Genomic DNA, 20,160 nt, shown 5'->3' on the forward strand with positions numbered 1-20,160 from the left:
CCTGGACGCGTCCCTTGCAGCAGGAATGCGTCATCGATCCAGGGCCGTCGATCTAAGGCATGGCTGATCCCGGATCGCTCTCCGTGGGGATCAATGATTCGCGGTCCTGCAGACCAGCTCAGGTCATCCCCAAGGCCCGGAGGTCGACCTCGGCCGGAGTACACAAGGATGCCAGGGCCGGCGTGCGGGTCGACCGCCCGACGCGCCATCACCAGTGTCTTGTCGTCGTCCGTCCGTTCGGTGACCCTCTCGCTGTCGAGGAAATCCCTCAGATGGGTGGACAGCCCACGCTGCCGCCCAACCGATCTGCTGCGGCAGGATGATCCGGCAGGGCCGGAGCCCTGGCTGGACGCGGCAGCCGCAACGGGATTGCAGGGCTTCGCTGCCGGCCTGCGCCAGGATCTGGATGCCGTACGGGCTGCGATCACACAGCCCTGGAACGACGGGCCGGTGGAAGGTCAGGTCAACCGCCTTAAGCTGATCAAGCGGCAGATGTACGATCGTGCCGGCTTCGACCTTTTGCAGCAGCGGGTGCTCCATGCGGCGTGATCAACGGCCAGGAGCCGGTGCAACTTAACCAATCACCCGTCAGCAACAGAAGTGCGGCTGAATCAAAGTTCGGTGCTTATCGACACTTGGCATTGCGGGCGGTGAGGTAGAGCCGCCGACGCTCGCGCGAGAACTGCAGTCCGTCAAGCTTTTATTCAAGCTATTGGACACCCGGGTCAGGGCTGGCTGGGCCACGTCGCAGCGGTCGGCCCCTTTATAAAACTCCCACGGATCGACACTGCCAGGAAATGACGAGATTCGTGCAATTCCAATGCCGCTGCCATCCGCCATTGTAAAGCGGAAGAGCGAATTCGTTTCTTTCCAATGCCGTAATGGCATCGACAAGAATGTTTAAGGGCATTGGCGTGAGCCAAGCGAGGCATCCACCCTCCGACCGCCAAGACTGCCGTCGATGGAGGAGACGATGCCGGCGGCCCAGGATCGCGAGCGTCAAAAAGATCGCGCCGACGTAGCCTCACCAGAGCCCGCCAGGATCCGCATCATGCACGAGCGACAGACGGAGGCAGAATGCCTCGACGCCTGCAACGCACCGCCCGACCCGGCACTTGCCGTCTCGGAGCGCGCTCAGATCCCGTTCCTGTCCGGCCTCGACGAGGACGCCGCCGACGCGATCCGGTCGCGGATGACCTCGGTTGCCGTCGCCGGGGGGCGGACGCTGTTCAGAGAGGGGGACGAGGCCGACGCGCTCTATACCCTGGTGAGCGGCTCGGTGGGCCTCTCGACGCGCGACCCGCGGGACGGGAGCGTTCGCCGCCTCTTTCGACTCGCCCCCCCGGACAGCGTCGGCGAACTTGCCCTGCTCGCCGGCGAGCCGCGCTCGGTCACCGCGACGGCGCTCCGCGACAGTCACCTCCTCCGGCTCCCTCGGGCGGGGTTCGAAGATCTGATCACCCGCCATCCCGGTACGCTGCTGTACTTCGCCCGCATCCTGGCGAAGCGGCTGACCACCGCTCATACCGGAGTGACCCTGGGGCATGCGCCGCGGAGCTTCGCCTTGATGGCGGTGACGGAGGGGCTCAGGGCCGCGCCCTTCGGCGAGAGGCTGGCCCACGCGCTGGATGCCGCGCTTCCCGGGCGGACCGGCTGCCTCACCGAATGGCCGCCGGAGGCCGATGAGGCATGGTTCCACCGCTACGAGCAGGCGCACGACCGCACGGTCTTCGTCGCGCACCGGATCGACTGCCCCTGGTGTCAGCTCTGCCTACGCCATGCCGACCACGTCCTGCTGCTGGCCGAGCCCGGCGCTCCGCCCCGGCCCGGGGCCGCTGCCTACCTAGCCTCGATCCGCTCCGACTGGATCCGCATGGACCTTGCAGTGGCACAGCCGGCCGATATCCGCCTGCCGCGCCCCCTCCATCCCGAGGTCGCCGCGCTGCCTTTCGCCCTGCGCCTGCAGGTCCGGGAGAACCACGGGAGCGACTTCGCGCGGCTGGCCCGCATCGCCTCCGGCCACGCGCGTGCCCTCGTCCTCGGCGGCGGCGGGGCCCGCGGCCTCGCCCATCTCGGCGTGTTGCGGGTCCTTGCCGAGGCGGGGCTCGACATCGACCTCGTCGGCGGCACCAGCATGGGCTCGATCCTGGCCGCCAGCGTCGCGATGGACTTGAGCCTGGACGAGATCGAGACCTACACGGTGGCATCCTTCGTCGGGCGCAACCCCCTCAACGATTACACGCTGCCGTTCCACGCACTGACCAGGGGCGCCAAGGTGGATGCGGGGCTGGCCGAGCGGTTCGGGGATGCCCGCATCGAGGATCTCTGGCGTCCCTTCTTCTGCGTGTCCTCGAACCTGACGACGGGCACGGCCATGGTCCACCGGGTCGGCGCCCTCGACCGGGCAATCCGTGCCAGCATCGCCATTCCCGGCCTGCTGCCGCCGGTGGCGAGCGAAGACGGCATCCTCGTCGATGGCGGCATGATGAACAACCTGCCCGCCGACGTGATGGCGGACCTCGACCGCGGCCCGGTGCTTGCCGTCGATGTCGGCAGCGACAGCGCCTTCCAGGCCATGCCGCGGCGTGGCATGGGCGCCCGGGCGGTCCGACGCATCCTCGGCATCTCGGATCAGCTCCCCGGTATCGCCCATCTGCTCCTGCGCTCCGCGACGGTGTCGAGCGGCGCCCAGACCATCGCGGCCGTGACCCGCGCGGCGATCCTGCTCAAGCCCGCCCTTGCGGGGGTGGACCTACGGGCGTGGTCGAGCTTCGAGACGACGGCCGAGCTCGGCTACCGCTGCGCCCGGGAGGCGCTGGAGACGGGCCGCCTGCGGGCCTGGACATGAGCGTCCCCGGTGCTTGGGCGCACGCGATGGATTCGCGCACGGTAACAGAACCTTTCCTGTCGCGAATGAACGGGCATCCATTCCGGTGCTTCAGGAGGCTACCGTGAAAGTCCTGCTCGCCGCGACGCCGCTCACGGGCCACGTCAATCCCATGCTCGCCGTCGGCCGCCTGCTGGCCGACCGAGGTGACTCGGTCACCTTCGTCACCGATCCCGCCTTCGCCCCGCAAGTCCATGCAGCGGGTTTCCACTTCATCCCTTGCCCGGACCATGGGGCTGCCAGCTACCTCGAACCCCACCTGCCGCCCGGCCCGGAGCGCTGGAGCAACGAGTTCGCCCGGCGCTTCATCGACCCCATGCCGGGCCAGGCCGCCCTACTGCGCGAGCTGATCGAGGACGAGGCTCCGGATATGATCGTCGCCGGCAGCATGTTCCTTGGCGTGCTGCCCCTACTCCAGTCGAGCCGGCCGCGGCCGCGCATCGTCGTCCTGAACGTCAGCGTCCTGTTCCTCGACAGGGCGGACGGCGCCCCGGTCGGTCTCGGGCTGCCCCCCGCCCGGGACGAGAACGAGCGCGCCCGCTACCTGACGCTCGGCGCCGCCATCGACCTGGGGTTCGTGGGGCCTGTTCGGGCCCATGCCGACGGGCGGCTCGCGGCGTTGGGTCTGCCGCCCCTCCCAGCTTCCCTCACGCAATCCATCGTCCAACTGCCCGATGTTTTCCTCCAGCAAGGCGTGCCGGGCTTCGAGTTCGAATGCCGGGCACCGCCGCGCAACCTGCGCTTCATCGGCCTTCTCCCCCTTGGCCGGTCTTTGGCGCCGCGCCCGTCCTGGTGGGACGAACTGGACGGCGACAGGGCAGTGGTCCTCGTCACTCAGGGTACCCTGGCCAACGGTGACCTCACGCAGCTCGTCGTGCCGACGCTCGCCGCCTTGGCCGACCGGGACGACCTCCTCGTCGTCGCGACGACCGGCGGGAAGTCCGTCGATGCCCTCGGGACGAAGCTGCCGCCGAACGCCCGGGTCGCATCGTTCCTGCCCTTCGACGCGATCTTCCCCAAGGTCGACGTGTTCGTGACCAACGGGGGCTACGGCAGCGTCCTGCAATCGCTGGCCGCCGGGGTGCCCATCGTGGCGGCGGGCAAGACGGAGGACAAGGCGGAGGTCGCCGCCCGCGTCGGCTGGTCGGGTGTCGGGATCGACCTCGGGACGAGCACGCCGACGGGCGCGGTCCTCGGCGGGGCCATCGACCGGGTGCTCTCCGAACCCGGCTTCCGGCGCCGGGCGCAGGCGATGGCTGCCGACTTCGAGGAGCTGGATGCCGGACGGGAAATTCTCGGCGCCATCGACGAGCTCTTCCACCGCGACAAGGCTGCCTCGCCCGCCTCCCTGCCGCAGAAAACATCCGAGCCTCGCCCCCGCTCATCCGTCCACACGTTCGGAGCCTCGTGAATGCGCGTCGTGGTCGATCTCAACCGTTGCCAGGGCTACGCCCAGTGCTGCTACGCTGCCCCCGAGCATTTCGAGGTGCGGGGCCACGAGATCCTTTTCTACGACCCCGCCCCGCCGGAGGCGAAACGGGAGCAGATCGAGCGGGCGCAACAGGCCTGCCCCGTCCGGGCCATCGAGGTCGAGTCCGCGGGCCTGACCGAGGAGGCCGAACTGTGATCGGCGTGCAGCGCCCGGGCATCGTGGTGGTAGGGGCCTCGCTCGCCGGGCTGCGGGGCGCGGAGGCGCTGCGCGACGGGGGCTACGATGGCCCCCTGACGATCGTCGGCGACGAGCCCCACCGGCCCTACGACAGGCCGCCCCTGTCGAAGCATGTCCTGGCGGGGGAACTCGCGCCGGAGGCCACCGAGCTGCCCCAGCTCCGCAGCCTGCGCGCCCGGTGGCGGCTCGGCCAGCCAGCGGTGGCCCTCGACCGGGAGCGACGGGTGGTTCGCCTCGCCGATGGCGCGACGCTCCCCTACGAGACGCTGCTGATCGCCACCGGCGCGAGGGCGCGGACATGGCCGGGCGAGGGCGCGGACCTCGCCGGGATATTCACGATCCGCACGGTGGAGGACGCCCGCTCCCTGCGGAATGCCCTCGCGCAGCGTCCCGGTCGCGTCCTCGTCGTCGGTGCCGGATTGATCGGCTGCGAGGCGGCCTCATGCTGCCGAGACCTTGGCTTGGACGTCACCCTCGTCGACCCCAACCCGACGCCCCTCGCTCGCCTGCTCGGGACCGTCATCGGTGGCACGCTCGCCGGGCGGATGAGGGACGCCGGCGTCGACATCCGCATGAACACCAAGATTCACTCGTTCTCCGGCGAGAAGGGCGGGGTGCGCCGCGCTCACTTGCCGGGCGGCGCAACGATCGCGACGGACCTCGTCATCGTGGCCCTCGGCGCGACGCGCGAAACCGGATGGCTCGCCGCGGCGGGCCTCCGCGCCGATGCGGGCGGCCTGACCTGCGACGCAGCCTGCCGGGCGATGACCCTCGCGGGTGAGCTCGATCCCGCAATCTACGCGGCCGGCGACGTCGCGCGCTGGCCCAACCCCCTCACCGGCAATCGCCCGATGACGGTCGAGCACTGGGGAAACGCGGTGGACCAAGCCCGGCACGCGGCCGCCAACATGCTGGCCCGTCCCTCCGAACAGCCTCCGTACGGCCACCTGCCGGCCTTTTGGTCGAGCCAGTTCGGCCTCAACATCAAGCTCGTCGGCCTCACCGAGGGGGCGGACGCCCTGGCCGTCGTCCAGGGGGCGCGGGCCTCGCAGCGGTTCCTGGCGGTTTACGGCAGGGCCGGGCGCAGCGTCGCCGCCGTCTCCTTCGATCAGGCGCGCTGGCTACCCGCCTATGCCGAGGCCGTCGCCGCAGGGTCGGCCTTCCCGCCGATCCTCGGCGCCACCGACCAGCCGCGGATCGAGTGGCTGGAGCCTGGCTTCCCCGTCCCGCGGCGTTCCACCGACCAGGCCGCGCCGACCCTGGAGGCGGCCCATGGGTGACGACACGCTGTTTGCGCAGGTCCTCGACCCGAGGAACCGGCCGGATCCCTACCCGCTGTACGGAAGGTTACGCGAGACGCCGGTCTCCCGCCAAGCCGACGGCAGCTTCGTCGTCAGTACCCATGCCGCAGTGAGGAGCCTCATCTTCGATCCCCGGCTCAGCTCCGAAGACCTGCCGCCCTCCCGGCGGCCCCCCACGGGCAACCCCCTGAGGGACTGGATCCTCAACCCGATCAGGAACCGAGTGGTCAACGCCCACCGTCCGCTGATCTTTCGCGACCCGCCCGACCACGACACCCTGCGCGACTTCGTGATGAAGGAGTTCACCATCGCCCGGGTGCGGGAGTCCCACGCCAAGGTCGCCCGGCTCGTCGATACCCTGATCGACGCGTGCCGGGGCCGCGACACGGTCTGCCTCGTGGACGACCTGTCCTATCCCCTTCCCGTCGCTGTTATCTGCGAGCTTCTCGGCGTGCCCGAGGCCGACGAGGCGCAGTTCCATGCCTGGGCGATCCGCCTCGCGACGGCCCTGGAGCCCGACGCGCGCCACGACGAGGCGGGGCGGCGGGAGATCACCGCGACCTTCGATGCGATCTCGGACTACATGCGCCGGCTGATCCGCGAGAAGCGTCGGCGGCCGGCTGACGACATGCTCAGCGGCCTCGCCGCCCGTGGCGGCCAAGGTCGTCCGGCGATGGGGGACATCGACCTCATCTCGACAGCGATCCTGCTTCTCGTTGCGGGCCACGAGACGACGGTGAACCTCATCACCAACGGAATGCTCACCCTGCTCAGGCACCCGGACGAGCTTGAAAGGCTCAAGGTTGACCCCGCGCGAGCACCCCGCGTGATCGAGGAGATGCTGCGCTACGAGCCCCCCGTCCACTTTCGCACCCGCAAGGCGCTGGGTGCCATCGACGTGGCGGGGGTGACGATCCCGGCGGGATCGCCAGTAATCCTGCTCTTCGCGTCCGCGAGCCGTGACCCGGCACGCTTCGCGGACGCGGACCGGTTCGATCCGGATCGCCGGGACAACCAGCATTTCGGGTTCGGCGGCGGGCTTCACTACTGCGCCGGGGCACCCCTGGCGCGCATCGAGGCTGAGATCGCTCTCGTGACGCTCTGCCGGCGCCTCGTCGCCCCCCGGCTCCTAGATGACCCGCCGCCTTACCGGCCGGGCGCTTCCCTCCGCGGCCCGAAGAACCTCGGGATCACCATCGCGGGGATTACCTGACCTTTCCAGCGAAAGGTCGCCCTTGATAGGAAAATGAAATGTCTCGCAATTTCCGTATTCCCGTCGCCGCTCTCGCCCTGATGGGCGCTCTGACGGCCTTGCCCGCGACTTCCGAGACGCTCAAGGAATTGAGCGTCGCCGGTTCGGACGTCGAACTCAGCCCGTTCGAGACCCGACAGCTTCCCGTCGCCACCGCCAAGGACAAGAAGACCGGGCGGACGTTCAACGTCGTCAAGTTACCGAACGGCAAGATGATGGCCATGCAGTCGATCGAGAAACTGGGAGACCGGCTCTCCTATGCGGACGATTCGGAAATGATGTATGGCAACCATACCGGCTCAACCCGCTGACATCCGTCCCGGGGAGCTAAGATCCGCCGTGTGGCGACAGATATCGCCGCACGGCGCCGCCCTGCCTCCGGCCCGCCGGACGCTCGTTCGTAGCCGTCGCTCAGGAAGACTTGCCAACCCGACGTTCAGGCGTGCTTGTTCCGGGCGCCTGAGGTGCGCCGATGCCCGCCAGGGGGAGCAGCGTTCCTTACCCGTATGACCGCGAGGCCGAAAATGGACCTCCCCAGCCTAAAAGCCGCCGGTTGGAGGAAGGCCAGCGTTGCATGGGGAAGGGTCGGCGCGCTGCCTCCTCAATGGGCCGTCCAGCCACCGTCGACGTTGATCGAGGCGCCCGTGATCGAGGCCGCTGCCGGGCTGCATAAGAAGGCGACGGTACCGGCGATCTCCTCGACGGTGACGAAGCGTTTGTTCGGTTGCTCGGCGAGGAACACCTGACGCACGACCTCCTCCTCCGAGATGCCGTGCGCGGCCGCCTGCGCGTGCACCTGATCCGCGACGAGCGGGGTCCAGACGTAGCCGGGACAGACCGCGTTGCAGGTTATGCCGACCTCGGCAGTCTCCAGGGCCGTGACCTTGGTCAGCCCCACGACGCCATGCTTGGCCGCCACGTAGGCGCTCTTGAACGGCGATCCGATCAGCCCGTGCGCCGAGGCCACGTTGACGATCCGGCCCCAGCCGCGCCGACGCATGTCGGGCAGCACCGAGCGCGTCGCGTAAAACACCGCCGAAAGATTGATGGCCAAGATAGCGTCCCACTTTTCGGGCGGGAACTCCTCGATGGGGCTGACATGCTGGATGCCGGCATTGTTCACGAGGATCTCGACGGGCCCGAGTGCGCGCGCCGAACGGTCGACGAGGTCCATGACGGCGCCGGGCTGCGAGAGGTCGGCATCGTCGTAGCGCACGGACGTCTGGTGCCGCTCGCTCAGATCGTGACAGAGGCGCGTGATCTCGGCCTCGTCGCCGAGGCCATTGATTACGATCAAGGCGCCCTGCTCGGCCAAGGTGTTGGCTATGGCAAGCCCGATGCCGCTCGTGGAACCGGTGACGATGGCCACGCGCCCGTCGAGCGGACGCGTCGTTCCGGTCCGGTCGAGCCCGGCCGACTGAAGTATCCGTAACATTGCTGTTGCCCTGATGGACTATGGCGGGTTCCGATGGAGATTGATCGCTCAAGTCTCGTGCGCGCCAATGCCGAGGCGTAATTGGGTCGATGCGTTTTCATTATTCGCAATCGCCGGTGTCGAGGGCGAGTTGAAAAGCAACGGGGGGTAGGAGGCGGCGATGGAGTTCCACGAGATCCGTTACTTTCTCGCGGTCAGCGAGTTAGGCAACTTCACCAAGGCGGCCGAGCGCTGCAGCGTGACGCAACCCGCGCTGACCCGGGCGATCCAGAAGCTGGAGGACGAACTCGGTGGGTTGCTGTTCTCGCGCGAGCGCGGTCACGTGCACCTGACCGATCTTGGACGTCTGCTTGAGCCGGAGTTCAGCGAGATGAACGCGGGACGCGAGCGCGCCAAGCGGGCCGCCTCTCGCTTCCTGCGCCTGGAAGGGGCGCAGCTCACGCTCGGCGTGATGTGCACCATCGGGCCGATGCGCTTCGTCGGCTTCCTGAACCACTTTCGGGTGGCTCATCCGGGCATCGAGTTGACCTTGATCGAGGGCGTACCGGCCCGCCTGTCGGAGATGCTGCTCGCGGGCGAGCTCGACGTGGCGATCATGGCGCAACCGGACGGGTTCTGCGACAATCTGCGAGCGAGCCCGATCTACGAGGAGCGCTTCACGGTCGCCTGCGGGTTGCTCCACGAATTCGCCCGCCGTAACGCGATCTCGATGAGCGACATGGAAGGTCAGATCTATCTGCAGCGGATCAACTGCGAGTACCGCGACCGGCTCGCCGAACTCCTGCGCGAGCAAGGCACCGGAATTCTTCGGTCCCATCGCAGTGAGCGTGAGGACTGGATCCAGAGCATGGTGGCGGCCGGGATGGGAGTCTGCTTCTTGCCCGAGTTCTCCGTCACCCTGCCGGGCATCGCCTTGCTGCCGGTGATGGACCCGGTCGTGTCCCGGCAGGTCTGTCTCGTCACGGTTGCGGGCCGGCGCTGGTCATCGCCACTCGCGGCGCTCGTGGCGGCGCTCGGCCGATATCGCTGGCCTCCCAGCCGGTTCGATCTGGGCGAGGAGGTTACTCCTGAGCCGCTGGTATCCGCGTGAGGCGGGCGCCGAGCCGATAACCGCAAGGCATCGTCCCTACGCCGTAACGGCATTTCTGCCGCGGCCGCTACCCTCGGATGATCCAGGCGCATCCCGACCGGGATGGTTCCGACGTCCATCCAGGAGGGCAGCGATGGCCACGATCCCGAAGATCCGCAATGCGGTCAGATGCAACCTGCGAAGCTCACTCATCACGATTGCGGCCATCGCGCTCGGCGCCAGCACGGCACAGGCTGGTTCCTGCCCGGCGGACAAGGTGGCCGCGAGCGGCAATGGGCAGGCCGAGAGCAAGGCCTTGGCCAAGGGCGTGACCGACACCGTGATCGCCTCGACCGACCTCGTGAAGGAGCCGGTTGGCATAAAGGACCGGCAGTTCCGGTTGCGGCGGCTGGTGATCGAGCCAGGCGGCATCGTCCCCTGGCACAGCCACGGCGACCGCCCGGCCATCATATACGTCGTCGCAGGCGAGGTGGTCGAATACGCGAGCACGTGCGCGGTGCCGATCACCCACAAGGCCGGCGAGGCGACGACGGAGACGCACGCCACCGCGCATTGGTGGAAGAACACCGGCAGCACGACCGCCGTCCTTCTGTCGGCCGACCTCTTCCACGTGAAGGGCGATCCTCACGAGATGTGAGGCCGCGAGAAGGCAAGGAGGCGGGCCATGACCCATCCCGGTACGGTCGGCCTGAACGGGCCTACGCTGCGCGAGGGCAGCTACGCGGGTGACCTCGTCCGCAACCTGGTCATCGGCCTGATGGCATTCCTGACCGTGGTGGACCTGTTCGCAACCCAGGCCATCCTGCCGTCCCTCGCCCAGGCCTACGGGGTGAGCGCCGCCACGATCAGCTTCGCCGTCAACGCGACCACGCTCGGCATGGCCCTCGGCGGTCTCGGAGTAGCCCTGCTCGGTCGGCGTATCGACAGACGCCGCGGCGTGGTCGTCAGCCTGTTGCTTCTCGCCATCCCGACAGCGCTGCTCGGTACCCTGCCGGACCTCATGACCTTTGCCGCGCTCCGGGTGCTGCAGGGCATCTGCATGGCGGCGGCCTTCACGCTGACCCTCGCCTACCTGGGCGAGGCTTGCTCCGCGTCGGCCGCGGCCGGTGCCTTCGCGGCATACGTGACCGGGAACGTTGCCAGCAACCTTGTCGGCCGGCTCGTCGCCGCCGCCCTCGTCGACCACCTCGGGCTGGTCTCGAACTTCATCGCCTTCGCGCTGCTGAACCTCGCCGGCGCCGGCCTCGCCGTGCTCGTGCTGAGAGCCCCCCCGCCCAAACCGAGCGCAGACATGGGCCGGCACGGGCAAACCTCGCCGTTCGCCGTCTGGGCTGAACACTTCGCCAACCCGACGCTACTGGCCGCCTTCGGCATCGGCTTCTGCATCCTGTTCGCCTTCCTGGGAACGTTCACCTTCGTGAATTTCGTCCTGATCGGCTCGCCCTTCCTGGTCGGACCGATGATGCTGGGCTTCGTCTACTTCGTCTTTCTGCCCTCGTTGGTGATCACGCCGCTGGCCGGACGCGTGAGCGCTCGGCTCGGGCTCCGACGCGGCTTGGCCGTGGGCCTGCTGATTGCCGGGCTCGGCCTGCCGCTGCTGACGTCCATGGCCCTCCCGCTCGTCCTGGCCGGTCTCGTCCTCGTCGGGGTCGGCACCTTCCTGGCGCAAGCCATCGCCACGAGCGTCGTCGGCCGGTCCGCAACGGGAGAGCGGACGTCGGCGAGCGGGTTGTACCTCTTTTTCTACTATCTCGGCGGCCTCGCTGGCACGGCCGTCCTTGGACAGGTGTTCGAGCGCTGGGGCTGGGGCGCCTGCGTCCTCGGCGTGGCGGCCTCGCTCGCCCTGGCGGCGGCCCTGACATTGGGCCTGCGCGAGCCGAGTTCGGCCCGAGGTGTGACATAAATCCGAAGCCCGGCGGATCGAGCCCGGACCGCGATGGAGGATGCCATGCTCGATACGGTCCCACCTCAACCTCCCACGAACTCGTCTTCCGCGCCAACGGCACCCGAACCCGAGTCGCTCGCCCATGGCCTGCGCAGGCGATTCGGGCAGATCGTGCTGGTGTTACAGGGAGGCGGGGCTCTCGGCGCCTACCAGGTCGGCGTCTACCAGGCCCTGCACGAGGCCGGGATCGAGCCCGATTGGGTCATCGGCACCTCCATCGGTGCCATCAACGCCAGCCTGATCGCGGGAAATCCCCTGGAGCGCCGCCTCGAACGTCTCGATGCGTTCTGGAGCCGGGTCGAGCATGGTCCGCTGCATCGGACTTTGTCGGCGCTGCCGGTGTTCGGCACCTACGCCGCCAACTGGCTGACGATCACGCAAGGGATCGAACCGTTCTTCACTCCCAACCCGTTTGCCTTTGCCGGGCCGCATGTGCCGCTTGGTGCCGAGCAGGCGGGCTACTACTCGACCCGCCCGCTTGAGGCGACGCTGCGGGATCTCGTCGACCAACCGACGCTGAACCACGGCGGCTGCCGCCTCACGGTGGGGGCGGCGAACGTGGGCACCGGGCAGATGCGTTACTTCGACAGCCGGGACATGCGTCTTGACCTACGCCATGTCATGGCCTCCGGAGCGCTGCCTCCAGCCTTCCCGGCGGTCCGCATCGACGGCCAGCTTTACTGGGACGGAGGTATCCTCTCGAACACGCCTGTCGAGGCGGTGTTCGACGACAACCCGCGCCGGAACTCCCTGGTGTTCGCGATCCATATCTGGAATCCGGAGGGAGCGGAGCCAACCAGTATCTGGGAGGTGATGGGCCGCCAAAAGGACCTGCAATACGCGAGCCGCGCCCATACCCACATCACTCGGCAGAAGCAGTTGCACCGGCTCCGCCACGTCGTCGCGGAGCTCGCCAGGCGCCTGCCGGAGGAGGAGCGACAAACGCCGGAGGTGCGGGAGCTTGAGAGCTTCGGATGCCTGACGCGCATGCATGTGGTGCGGCTCCTCGCACAGCCGGTGGAGGGCCAGGACCATACGGGCGACGTCGACTTCAGCCGCGACGGCATCGCGGCGCGGCGGCAGGCTGGTTACGAGAACACCCGTAAGGCACTCGCCGACGCGCCCTGGGAGCGGGCGGTCGACGAGGTGGAAGGGCTTGTCCTCCACGAGAACGCGTCCGATCCGTCCGTCGGGTCGCTCTGAGATCCCGGAGCGGTTTCCTATCGGAAGTGCATACGATTTGGCCCGCTCCAGCAGGTTTGCGCGGGATCAGCCGCGTCGGGTTGGACCGCACGTCCTCGAAGTTCGAAGCCGGAGGGCATCGTCTTGATGCGCAATCGGCATTTCACGGCGCTGGTACATTCCTCGAAAGTCTAAATCCAATAATAACTTTGGAGTTATGTCATGATGAAAACACTGACGCTCGCCGGCGCGCTCATTGTCACAACATCTGGATATGCTTTGGCCCAGCAAACCTTTTCAGCGTGGGGGCATGACTTTACCGTCTCGCAGTTCGCGCCCCAGCAGATGATGGTCGGCGTCGCGACCGACAGCAAGACGGGGCGAAAGTTCAACGTCGTGAAGCTGAAGAACGGGAAGATGATGGCCATCTCGCCGATCACCGGCATGCAGGGCATGCCCGAGATGGCCCAGGACGACATGGTCCAATAGGCCGGATTTAGGGCTCACTCATCCCTGATGGTTCGGGTGCCTCATGAAAACGCCTTCGAACGTTCTCGGGGCGCCCGTTCCGTTGTTCTGATCCAGATCGGGTGCGTGGCCAGGATCAGGCTCTGAAGCGCTAGGCATCCACCTGTGCTCGACGACATGGTCACCCTGGTCGGTGCGCGGTTCACGGGGCACGCACTGTGGACGCACTTCCGCCTGGCCTCGTTCAACCTAACGCACGGCTTTAGGAGCGCCCATGGGCGCGGGGGCATGGTGGACTACTGCTTAATAAGGACGGATCACTTAGGCGCGTCCGCGTCCTGCAAGATCATATTGCTCTTCGTTGGCGTCAAACACCGGTCACGTGAGCATTGTAGTCCATAGCACTTCTGCCAGGATCGTGATGCCATGCAAATCCATGACCTCGATCAGGCGGCCGCGTTAACGGTCTGGCCTCGTACGACTCCCGCTAGGATTGCGCGGAGCAAGGACTATGTGACCCTTCGCGAGGCGCTCGATGCGGCCGGCAAGGCCATGGCGGCGGAGGACGTCCGGACCTGGATCATCACAGAGGCCGGCGACATCCTGTCCCCGAGCTGGATCGAGGCTCGTGTGGGGACGCCCCTCGCCGGCCGCCGTCCCCACACATGACAAGCGCCAATCTGGATGCATACACGGGCGAACGGTTCGTAACTGCCCTCGTCCCATGCCGAGCAGTAAGCCACCTCAGGCATCCGCCGCCCGCATTGACGCACGTCCTCGCCGGCACCGTCTTTGGCTGGGCACTGCATCAACGCCAGAATGGCCGCACGTCGATCAATGCCTCATGCGCCTTCGCTGCCGAAGCCACGAGCTTCGTTGCCCTTGCCTCGATATCCGCGGCCGTCATCCCCGCCGCGAACAACGCCGAGCCCGAACCGGCCTCGGTCAACTCGTTAAGCAACTCGTGACCGGTGGTGATATCGTTAAGATCGCCCAGGCTGTCTTGCAGGTCTTCGAGTGCCGCAACGAACGCCATGTGGCGCTTGCTGGCTTTCTTATCAATGTAAAGGCCCGCGAAGAACTCGGCGCCATAACGCAGCTTCTTCGCCGCGATGCGGACGTTATGGCGTTCCTCGGCGTTAAGGCTCTCAAGGTCTCGACCACGCTTCTTGACCTGACGCCTGCGTTTCTCCAGCACGCCGGCCGCGAACGCAATCGCCGGCTGATCACGGCGTCGGGCATCCCTGTCGTCGCCGGACGTGAGCCATGATCCGGCGTTGATCCAGGCCACCAGTTCGAGGATGAACCTGCGCCATTCCTCCGAGGCCAGGGTCTTCCGGACGGCCTCATAGGCCTCGGTGCGCTGGGCTTCGAGGTGCTTCTCCAGGTTGAGCAGCCCACCCTCGTCCGGATGGCGCGCACGCTCGGCGGGTAAGGTCCTGGTTAGGAAGACATCGAGGTTGCGTGCCCGGCCCAGCGGCGCCGAGAGCCGCTTGAGGGCGGCCCGCATGGCCTCGCTCCGGCCGTCCGCGATCATGTCGCCGAAGAGCGAGAACGCCGACCGCAGGCGGCGGATCGCGACACGCGTCTGGTGAAGGGCGCCGACATCGCGACGTTCGAGGATGACATCCTCGTTGAGACGCATGTGCCGCAAGCAGGCGTGGGCGATGCTTCGGAAGGCGTCGGCCGCCGTCATCTCTTCCAAAAGCAGGACCGGCTCCGCCTTGCGCATGCCGTTCGGTTCACCGTCGATCAGGGCGAACCCGCGCTCCGGCTTGGTCCGGACCCCGAGCCTCACAGAGACCTGGGAACACATCTCGTGGGCGAGGTCGAAGAGGTCGGCCGGCGAACCCTCCTTCAGTTCGAGTTCGATCTCGCTGATGGTCACGGCGTCGGAAGCGCGCTTCCCGGCGGTCTGAGTGATGCGGCCTTGATCCAACGCGACCTCGATGCGCGAGGCACCCTGTTCGACATGATAGGCGAGGCGCTCGACGGCAACCGTGAACATAGGCGCGAGCTTCGTGTTCTTTCCCAGCAACTTGGCCAGGGGCGTACCTTCCAGGGCGTCGCGGTCGGGTTCCGGTCCCTCGACCGGCCGCTCCCACTCCGACCGTTCGAGCAATCCGTCGCCGGCGCCCTTCGCGGTCTGCACGTATCCATCCTTCGTGCCCCGCACCCGCAGGACGTATCCGGCCTCGCGCAGCCGCCCGTCGTGCGTATCGAAGTAGACGGAGTTCAGCTGATCCCGCTCCTCGCCGACGGCGCCCCGAAGACGCGGGTGCTCCCGCAGAATGGTCAGGTCGGACGCGTCGCAGACCAACTTAAGTTCGATTTCTTTCGGTGCTGTCATCGAATCGTTGTATCGCTCTGAACGCGACCCTTAAAGAGGGAGCGCCATCGAAAGGCGAAAATCCCCTTGGGAATGAGGTGCTCGGGAGCTGGCGACGGATCTTGCATTTCGATGGTGATGTCGACCCAGCATCGACTGCGTGGTGGAGGCACTCGATTGCCCGGGGTCCCTGAGGCTGACCGACACGGGTCCAGAATGGCGCCTTATCGGTCTAAATTTCCTGCGGGTCTGAAACTGCTTCCAAAAATTGACCCTACCCTAGAGCAGGGCTAAGCCATTGCGGGCTTAAGAATTTCGGATAGCTAGGCAGGGTCACGATCGACGTCGATCGTGACCCTGCCTCGACTTTTCATGTTCCCGAAGTTTCAAGTTCTTAGAGCGAGTTCTACTGGGGTCAAACTTCTATGCTTATCGACACGACGACGCGTCGTAGAGATTCGCGCTCCTGCGCCGGTGAAAACAGATATGCGCGCGCTGCACCTCCATTGCTCAAAGCTCGGAGAAATTGTGGATCCTCTTCGGCTCGCAGAAGCATGCCGGCGAGGGCGGCGTCGTCACCGATCGGGAAGTAGCCCGGATATGCGGGACCAAGCAGACCGATGGTACCGGGAATGCCGGAGGCGATGACCGGCAGTCCGGCTGCGATAGCCTCCGATACCACGTTGGCGCCGCCCTCCTGACGCGAACTCAGAACCATGACCCGGCCACGGGTCAGCCAGCGCCGCACCAAGGATTGGGGACGATCCCCGAGCCATAGGTATCGCGAATTGTCAGCCATCTCGGCCCGTGCCCGGGTCGCCCAGACTTCCTCATGGGCACCACCGAGATGGACGATGCGGATGTGGGACCGCACCGGAAGCCTCCGGGCCGCACGGGCGGCGCAGAACGGGTCTTTCTCGGTGCGTAGATGCCCGATCACCAGGACTTCGAAAGCCTCCTCGGAGGCCGCCCAGCGCCGTCGACGAGGCAAGGCGGATTGGAACACCACGTCGACCTTTTGGCGATGGCGTTCAGGAAGTGCGGCGGGGACCAGATCGTGCAGGCCAATCAGCCGGTCCGCGAGGTCGAGCGAGCGCAGGGTCGGCTCGGGATCCGCGGCGAGATAGTGGTAGATGTCCGTGCCCGTGAGGGCGACGATGAGCGGCCGTTCCGGATGGCGCGCCTTGAACCGCGCGATGGACGAGGAGCTGCGCCAGGCGTGCAGCGCCAGCATCAGATCGGCGTCCGCATCGTCCTCATACGTCGTCGCCACATCGACTTGATGGCCGAGATCGCCGAGGATGCGAGCCCAGCGCACTGCCGTGGTCCGGTTGCCGGCGCGGGATGTCTTCGCGGCCGGCGTGATGAGGCTGATCTTCATGGGTTCGACAGGCTTCCGGGACGATTGATGAACGCACAGGTTTCCGCCGCCGGTCTCGTGGCTATGCTGCAGGATGCCCGGGCGCGAACGCTTGAATTGGTGGCAGGCCTCGACCGTGAGCGTCTCATGGGGCCGCAGCTCGACATCGTGAATCCCCTTTTGTGGGAAATCGGGCATCTCGCCTGGTTTCACGAGCATTTCATCCTTCGCGGTCTCGACGGGCAGCCGCCCCTGATGTCGGAGGCCGACGGGCTTTACGATTCCGCGCGGGTGCCCCATGGGACGCGCTGGTCGATCCCGCTGCCCCCACTGGTCGACACCCTCGCCTACATGGCGAGCGTTCACGACGCGCTGGTCCGGCGCCTCGCTGGCCGCGAGCCCACGCCGCAGGAGGCCGAACTCTACCAGCTCGTCACCTACCACGAGGACATGCACGACGAGGCCTTCACCTATTCGCGCCAAACCCTCGGCTATCCGGCGCCGACCTTCGCAGTATCCACCTCAGCACGGGCCGCGGGTTCCGGCCCCTGGCCCGGCGACGTCCCGGTCAGCGGAGGCATCTGGCGGCTTGGGTCGGAGCCTGGCGACGGCTTCGTCTTCGACAATGAGAAATGGGCGCATCCCGTACCGGTTACGCCGTTTCGCATCGCTCGCGCGCCGGTGACGAACGCTGAGTTCGCGGCGTTCGTCACCGATGGCGGTTACCGTGAGGCAGCCTACTGGGACCCGGAGGGGGCGAAGTGGCGCGAAGGCTGCCGCGCCGAACACCCAGTTTACTGGACGCGCCGTGGGGCACGGGAGTGGACCGTGCGGAGGTTCGACCGCGAGGAGCCGCTGGCGCCCGATCAGCCGGTCATCCACGTCAATTGGCATGAGGCGAATGCCTATTGCCGCTGGGCGGGCCGCCGCTTGCCGACGGAAGCCGAGTGGGAGGCCGCCGCCGCAGGTGCGCCGGCGCTCCCCGACACCTTGAGCGAGACCAAGCGCGCCTATCCTTGGGGCGTCGAGGTTCCGACGCCCGAGCTTGCCAATCTCGATGGCGGTCACCTTGGCTGCGTCGATGTCGCGGCCCATCCCGAGGGCGACAGCGCCTGGGGTTGCCGACAGATGATCGGGAACGTCTGGGAATGGACGGCGAGCCCGTTCCTGCCTTTCCCCGGCTTCGCGCCCGACGCCTACAAGGAATACTCGGAGCCTGCCTTCGGGACGCGCAAGGTGCTACGCGGCGGCGCCTGGGTGACCCGCTCGCGCATGGTCGACAACGCCTATCGCAACTTCTTCGGCCCGGAGCGTCGCGACGTTTTCGCGGGCTTCCGGACAGTGGCGCTCTAACGCCTCGCGAACCAGGCCTTGGCGACGGCGGCAACGAGACGGAGCGCCGCCGTCGCGCCGTTGGCCTCGCCCTTCTCGAAGTCTCCGGCTTGCCCCATCTGGTTGGTGACGTGGGCAAAGCATAGGACTGCCTTGTCACGCGCTTGCGCGAAGGCATAGAGCGCTGCCGCTTCCATCTCGACGGCGAGAATGCCCCGCGCCCGGGCCGCGTCGATGGCCTGCCGGGTCTCCCGATAGGGCGCATCGGTCGTCCAGGTCGCACCTCGCTCCACCGGTTCGCCGATCTCGGTCAGGGCGGGGGCGATGGTGGCAACGAGGCCGGCCGACGCCTGCGCAAATTCGGCCGGCGGCAAGTAGTGATAGCTCGTACCCTCGTCGCGAAGCGCTGCCTCGATCAGGATGAAGTAGGGCGGGGCCCGCAAGTCCGTGATCTGACCGGATGACGTCACACTGATCAAAAGTTCGCAGCCCGCGGCGAACATCTGCTCGGCCACCAGCACGGCATAGGGCGCGCCGACCGCGCAGCCGACAATGCCGACATCATGCCCTTCGCGTTCGAACCGGTGGAGTTCACTGTGATAGCAGGCCCAGTCGGGATCGAGCCGCCCCTGGTCCGTCGCACGCAGGTAGCGGACCATGTCGCCGTCCGGGTCGAGCACGCATAGGGCGGGCACGGATCGCGCGGCGAGCCCGCGCTGCCGCCGGGCCTCACGAAGGAGGCTTTCGGGCGTGAACTCCGAGGCCCGCTCGTGCGCCTTGTCGCGCATGATTGGGGCGAGTTCCGCATCGCTCGGCTGCATCGGGGCGCCTCAGGCCTCGACCCGGATGCCGGCGGTCCCGGTTTCGAACCGCCCGACGACGGCGGCTTGGGCAAAGCCCGCGGCCCGGATTTGGACGAGGATCGCCTCGGCGCGCGCGGGCGTGCAGGTCACGAGCAATCCCCCGGATGTCTGGGGATCGGTGAGAATATGCCGGCGCCAGTCCGGCAGGTCTTCGGGAAGGGTGACCTGGCCGCCGAAGCTCGCCCAATTGCGGTGCGAGGCACCCGTGACGAAGCCGTCCTGCGCCAAGGCCTCGGCCTGTGGCAGAAGCGGGATCGCGCCACCGTCGATGACGAAGGTCAGGCCGGCGCCTCGCGCCAGTTCCAGACCATGTCCAAGGAGACCGAAGCCGGTGATGTCGGTCATGGCGTGGACCTCCGCATCGCACGCCAGATCCGCCCCGACCTTGTTAAGGCGCGTCGTGGTGGCGACGAAGTCGGCATAGCCCTCGCTGTCCAGCGCCTCGCGCTTGATCGCGGCGGAGTAGATCCCGACGCCAAGGGGCTTGGTCAGGATCGCGACGTCCCCGGCCCGCGCGTCGGCATTGCGCCTGACCCGGGCACGGTCGCACAGCCCGATGACCGCGAGGCCGTAGATCGGCTCAGGCGTATCGATGGAGTGGCCGCCGGCGATCGGGATGCCCGCCTCGGCGCAGGTGCTCGCACCGCCTTTCAGGATCCTGGCTACGACCTCAGGGGCGATCTTACCGACGGGCATGCCAAGGATGGCGAGCGCCAGAATCGGCTTGCCGCCCATCGCGTAGACATCCGAGATCGCGTTCGTGGCTGCGATGCGTCCGAAGTCATGCGGATCGTCGACCATCGGCGTGAAGAAGTCGGTCGTGGCGATGAGGCAGGTGCCGTCGTCGAGCGCCCAGACCGCGGCGTCGTCCGCCGTCTCGTTCCCGACGAGCAGGCGCTCAAACGGACCCGCCGCCGGCTGATCGGCCAGCAAGGTGCGCAGGACCTCCGGGTCGAGCTTGCAGCCGCAGCCGCCGCCATGGGCGAGGCTCGTCAGCCGGACCGGGGGCATATCGAGCTTGGGATCCTCAGACATTGCGACCTCTGA

The 20,160-nt window shown here is 67.2% G+C and carries 18 protein-coding genes and 1 pseudogene; 14 read left to right on the forward strand and 5 right to left on the reverse strand.

Translation table 11 applies throughout. The annotated features are described in order from the left end of the window. Positions 1–138: 138 nt before the first annotated feature. From ACX9MN_RS09200 to ACX9MN_RS09230, 7 genes and pseudogenes are all read left to right on the forward strand, one after another. Positions 139–549, forward strand: a pseudogene (locus ACX9MN_RS09200) (ISL3-like element ISMdi2 family transposase); the annotation flags it as partial. A gap of 502 nt (positions 550–1,051) precedes the next feature. Next, complete coding sequence (locus ACX9MN_RS09205) at positions 1,052–2,848, forward strand: patatin-like phospholipase family protein (protein ID WP_082772922.1); 1,797 nt, start codon at positions 1,052–1,054, stop codon at positions 2,846–2,848. Between the two features lie 103 nt (positions 2,849–2,951). Then, positions 2,952–4,298 (forward strand): glycosyltransferase, encoded by a 1,347-nt coding sequence (locus tag ACX9MN_RS09210; protein ID WP_230366164.1) that lies wholly within the window; start codon positions 2,952–2,954, stop codon positions 4,296–4,298. Next, positions 4,299–4,514, forward strand: coding sequence for a ferredoxin (locus tag ACX9MN_RS09215; protein ID WP_066921024.1), 216 nt, complete (start codon positions 4,299–4,301; stop codon positions 4,512–4,514). Next, positions 4,511–5,836 carry an NAD(P)/FAD-dependent oxidoreductase gene (locus tag ACX9MN_RS09220; RefSeq protein ID WP_230366165.1) on the forward strand — a complete coding sequence of 442 codons (1,326 nt, stop codon included), beginning with the start codon at positions 4,511–4,513 and terminating at the stop codon, positions 5,834–5,836. Before ACX9MN_RS09215 ends, ACX9MN_RS09220 begins: the two co-directional genes overlap by 4 nt. Beyond that, positions 5,829–7,070, forward strand: coding sequence for a cytochrome P450 (locus ACX9MN_RS09225; RefSeq protein ID WP_063986898.1), 1,242 nt, complete (start codon positions 5,829–5,831; stop codon positions 7,068–7,070). The genes ACX9MN_RS09220 and ACX9MN_RS09225 overlap by 8 nt, the downstream gene beginning before the upstream one ends. Before the next feature lie 38 nt (positions 7,071–7,108). Then, entirely contained in the window at positions 7,109–7,420 is a 312-nt protein-coding gene (locus ACX9MN_RS09230; protein WP_063986897.1) for a hypothetical protein, read from the forward strand. 290 nt (positions 7,421–7,710) lie between these two features. Here ACX9MN_RS09230 and ACX9MN_RS09235 read toward each other — a convergent pair whose 3' ends face one another. Continuing rightward, on the reverse strand, positions 7,711–8,544 hold the full coding sequence (locus tag ACX9MN_RS09235) for a 3-hydroxybutyrate dehydrogenase (protein WP_063986896.1): 834 nt from the start codon (positions 8,542–8,544) through the stop codon (positions 7,711–7,713). Positions 8,545–8,704: 160 nt separating this feature from the next. Between ACX9MN_RS09235 and ACX9MN_RS09240 the strand changes: the two genes are divergently transcribed. From ACX9MN_RS09240 to ACX9MN_RS09265, 6 genes are all read left to right on the forward strand, one after another. Further along, a complete protein-coding gene (locus ACX9MN_RS09240) occupies positions 8,705–9,634 on the forward strand; it encodes a LysR family transcriptional regulator (protein WP_489724275.1) in 930 nt (309 codons plus the stop codon). 133 nt (positions 9,635–9,767) lie between these two features. Beyond that, complete coding sequence (locus ACX9MN_RS09245) at positions 9,768–10,271, forward strand: cupin domain-containing protein (RefSeq protein WP_063986894.1); 504 nt, start codon at positions 9,768–9,770, stop codon at positions 10,269–10,271. A gap of 27 nt (positions 10,272–10,298) precedes the next feature. Next, positions 10,299–11,537, forward strand: coding sequence for an MFS transporter (locus ACX9MN_RS09250; protein WP_082773257.1), 1,239 nt, complete (start codon positions 10,299–10,301; stop codon positions 11,535–11,537). Between the two features lie 45 nt (positions 11,538–11,582). Next, the gene (locus ACX9MN_RS09255) at positions 11,583–12,782 is read left to right on the forward strand and encodes a patatin-like phospholipase family protein (RefSeq protein ID WP_082773265.1); all 1,200 of its coding nucleotides are present in this window, start codon (positions 11,583–11,585) and stop codon (positions 12,780–12,782) included. Positions 12,783–12,983: 201 nt separating this feature from the next. Then, the gene (locus ACX9MN_RS09260; RefSeq protein WP_012457154.1) at positions 12,984–13,250 is read left to right on the forward strand and encodes a hypothetical protein; all 267 of its coding nucleotides are present in this window, start codon (positions 12,984–12,986) and stop codon (positions 13,248–13,250) included. A gap of 492 nt (positions 13,251–13,742) precedes the next feature. After that, entirely contained in the window at positions 13,743–13,898 is a 156-nt protein-coding gene (locus ACX9MN_RS09265; RefSeq protein ID WP_230366166.1) for a hypothetical protein, read from the forward strand. A 139-nt stretch (positions 13,899–14,037) separates the two neighbouring features. Here ACX9MN_RS09265 and ACX9MN_RS09270 read toward each other — a convergent pair whose 3' ends face one another. Both ACX9MN_RS09270 and senB read right to left on the reverse strand, forming a co-directional pair. After that, a complete protein-coding gene (locus ACX9MN_RS09270) occupies positions 14,038–15,579 on the reverse strand; it encodes a CYTH and CHAD domain-containing protein (protein WP_012457151.1) in 1,542 nt (513 codons plus the stop codon). 394 nt (positions 15,580–15,973) lie between these two features. Next, entirely contained in the window at positions 15,974–16,939 is a 966-nt protein-coding gene (senB, locus tag ACX9MN_RS09275) for a selenoneine biosynthesis selenosugar synthase SenB (RefSeq protein WP_012457150.1), read from the reverse strand. Between the two features lie 27 nt (positions 16,940–16,966). Between senB and senA the strand changes: the two genes are divergently transcribed. Further along, positions 16,967–18,271, forward strand: a complete 1,305-nt coding sequence (senA, locus tag ACX9MN_RS09280) for a selenoneine synthase SenA (RefSeq protein ID WP_066925594.1) — start codon at positions 16,967–16,969, stop codon at positions 18,269–18,271. On the opposite strand, the gene ACX9MN_RS09285 is transcribed toward senA, so the two are convergent. Together ACX9MN_RS09285 and selD are read right to left on the reverse strand one after the other, a co-directional pair. Further along, complete coding sequence (locus tag ACX9MN_RS09285) at positions 18,268–19,071, reverse strand: nucleoside phosphorylase (RefSeq protein WP_066925597.1); 804 nt, start codon at positions 19,069–19,071, stop codon at positions 18,268–18,270. The two genes, senA and ACX9MN_RS09285, sit on opposite strands and share 4 nt — an antisense overlap. 9 nt (positions 19,072–19,080) lie before the next feature. Next, the gene (selD, locus tag ACX9MN_RS09290) at positions 19,081–20,148 is read right to left on the reverse strand and encodes a selenide, water dikinase SelD (protein WP_066925600.1); all 1,068 of its coding nucleotides are present in this window, start codon (positions 20,146–20,148) and stop codon (positions 19,081–19,083) included. Positions 20,149–20,160: the final 12 nt, after the last annotated feature.

Source organism: Methylobacterium sp. 1A (assembly GCF_058072805.1).

Bases quoted from the DNA above. Each gene is read 5' to 3' on its own strand.
- ACX9MN_RS09205 (WP_082772922.1), top strand. From the start codon at position 1,052: ATGCACGAGCGACAGACGGAGGCAGAATGCCTCGACGCCTGCAACGCA.
- ACX9MN_RS09215 (WP_066921024.1), top strand. From the start codon at position 4,299: ATGCGCGTCGTGGTCGATCTCAACCGTTGCCAGGGCTACGCCCAGTGC.
- ACX9MN_RS09225 (WP_063986898.1), top strand. From the start codon at position 5,829: ATGGGTGACGACACGCTGTTTGCGCAGGTCCTCGACCCGAGGAACCGG.
- ACX9MN_RS09230 (WP_063986897.1), top strand. From the start codon at position 7,109: ATGTCTCGCAATTTCCGTATTCCCGTCGCCGCTCTCGCCCTGATGGGC.
- ACX9MN_RS09235 (WP_063986896.1), bottom strand. From the start codon at position 8,544: ATGTTACGGATACTTCAGTCGGCCGGGCTCGACCGGACCGGAACGACG.
- ACX9MN_RS09240 (WP_489724275.1), top strand. From the start codon at position 8,705: ATGGAGTTCCACGAGATCCGTTACTTTCTCGCGGTCAGCGAGTTAGGC.
- ACX9MN_RS09245 (WP_063986894.1), top strand. From the start codon at position 9,768: ATGGCCACGATCCCGAAGATCCGCAATGCGGTCAGATGCAACCTGCGA.
- ACX9MN_RS09250 (WP_082773257.1), top strand. From the start codon at position 10,299: ATGACCCATCCCGGTACGGTCGGCCTGAACGGGCCTACGCTGCGCGAG.
- ACX9MN_RS09255 (WP_082773265.1), top strand. From the start codon at position 11,583: ATGCTCGATACGGTCCCACCTCAACCTCCCACGAACTCGTCTTCCGCG.
- ACX9MN_RS09260 (WP_012457154.1), top strand. From the start codon at position 12,984: ATGATGAAAACACTGACGCTCGCCGGCGCGCTCATTGTCACAACATCT.
- ACX9MN_RS09270 (WP_012457151.1), bottom strand. From the start codon at position 15,579: ATGACAGCACCGAAAGAAATCGAACTTAAGTTGGTCTGCGACGCGTCC.
- senB (WP_012457150.1), bottom strand. From the start codon at position 16,939: ATGAAGATCAGCCTCATCACGCCGGCCGCGAAGACATCCCGCGCCGGC.
- senA (WP_066925594.1), top strand. From the start codon at position 16,967: ATGAACGCACAGGTTTCCGCCGCCGGTCTCGTGGCTATGCTGCAGGAT.
- ACX9MN_RS09285 (WP_066925597.1), bottom strand. From the start codon at position 19,071: ATGCAGCCGAGCGATGCGGAACTCGCCCCAATCATGCGCGACAAGGCG.
- selD (WP_066925600.1), bottom strand. From the start codon at position 20,148: ATGTCTGAGGATCCCAAGCTCGATATGCCCCCGGTCCGGCTGACGAGC.